Annotated in this window: 1 protein-coding gene; it reads right to left on the reverse strand. The window is 56.1% G+C overall.

Annotated features, from left to right (window positions below; translation table 11 throughout):
• Positions 1 to 8: 8 nt before the first annotated feature.
• Positions 9 to 1,171, reverse strand: a protein-coding gene (locus OX459_RS28025) for an IS3 family transposase (RefSeq protein WP_289907521.1) whose coding sequence is annotated in 2 segments (ribosomal slippage) — positions 9 to 916 and positions 916 to 1,171 — 1,164 coding nt in all. Because the reading frame shifts where the segments join, the coding sequence is not laid out codon by codon here.
• Positions 1,172 to 1,235: the final 64 nt, after the last annotated feature.

The following is a 1,235-nucleotide window of genomic DNA, read 5'->3' on the forward strand; positions in this document are numbered from 1 at the left end:
TGTAGTGGTCAACCCATCCCGGACACTACGTTAAGTTTTTCTTCGGCGACGGCCGGTGCCAGTCCCTGGTTGAACTGATGTGGTCGTATCCAGTTATACCGGTGCATCAGGTAGTGGCTGATGTCCCGTTGTGCTTCCTGTGCCGTCATGTAACCAGTTGACGGCAGCCATTCAGTTTTGAAGCTGCGGAACAGCCGTTCCATCGGGGAGTTATCCCAACAATTTCCCCGACGGCTCATACTCTGTCGTATCCGATAGCGCCACAAGCGCTGACGGAATTTTCGACTGGCGTACTGGCTACCTTGATCCGAATGAAACAGCAGCCTCTGCGGTCGACCTCGCTGCTCGTAAGCCATTTCCAGCGCTTGCACAACAAGGTCGGCATCGGGTCGTAGCGAGAATGCCCAGCCCACCGCTCGGCGAGCAAATAAGTCCAACACCACAGCCAGGTAATACCATCGGCCTTGCGCCCAGACATAGGTGATGTCCCCGCACCAGACCTGATTTGGCGCCTCCACTGTGAATTCACGGTTGAGGTGGTTCGGAATATCGACCCGTTCCACCGTAGCCTGCTTATAGGCATGGCTGCCAGGCTGTTTGCAGACCAGCCCTAGCTCTTCCATCAAACGACTGACTTTGAAGCGGCCAATTGCCGTGCCTTCCTCGCGCATCATGCCCATGATGCTGCGGCTTCCCGCCGAACTGCGACTCTCGACGAACAGCTCGTGCACACGGCCACGCAATGCCATGCGCTCAACATCAATGTGCCGGGCGCGCTCCCGATGCGCATACAGGCATGACCGCGCTACGTCGAACACCGCGCAGAACAACTCGATTGATTCGTCACCACAAATCTGATCGATTACCTCGTACGTTCTATCCCTTCCGACATCAAGAGCGCGGTAGCCTTTTTTAAAATGGACTTCTCCCGCTCGAGACGCTCAATACGTGCTTCGAGTTCCTGTATTCGCTGCTGATCTGGCTTCATTGCCTTGCTCTGCGGCGTGATGCCTTGCCGCTCCAACTGCAGCTGCTGCACCCAGCGGCGCAGCACCGATTCGCCGATGCCGACCGACCGGCTTGCCTCCACGTGGCTGTATCCTTGATCCAGCACCAAGCATGCTGCCTGCTGTTTGAACTCAGGGGAAAACGTACGTCTTTGCTTGCTCATCAAACACCTCTCCATGGCGAGCATTCTCGCCTAAATCAGTGTCCGGGTACATTAAACCACTACA

It is taken from the genome of Janthinobacterium sp. SUN026 (assembly GCF_030397625.1).
Taxonomy (GTDB): Bacteria; Pseudomonadota; Gammaproteobacteria; order Burkholderiales; family Burkholderiaceae_D; genus Janthinobacterium; species Janthinobacterium kumbetense.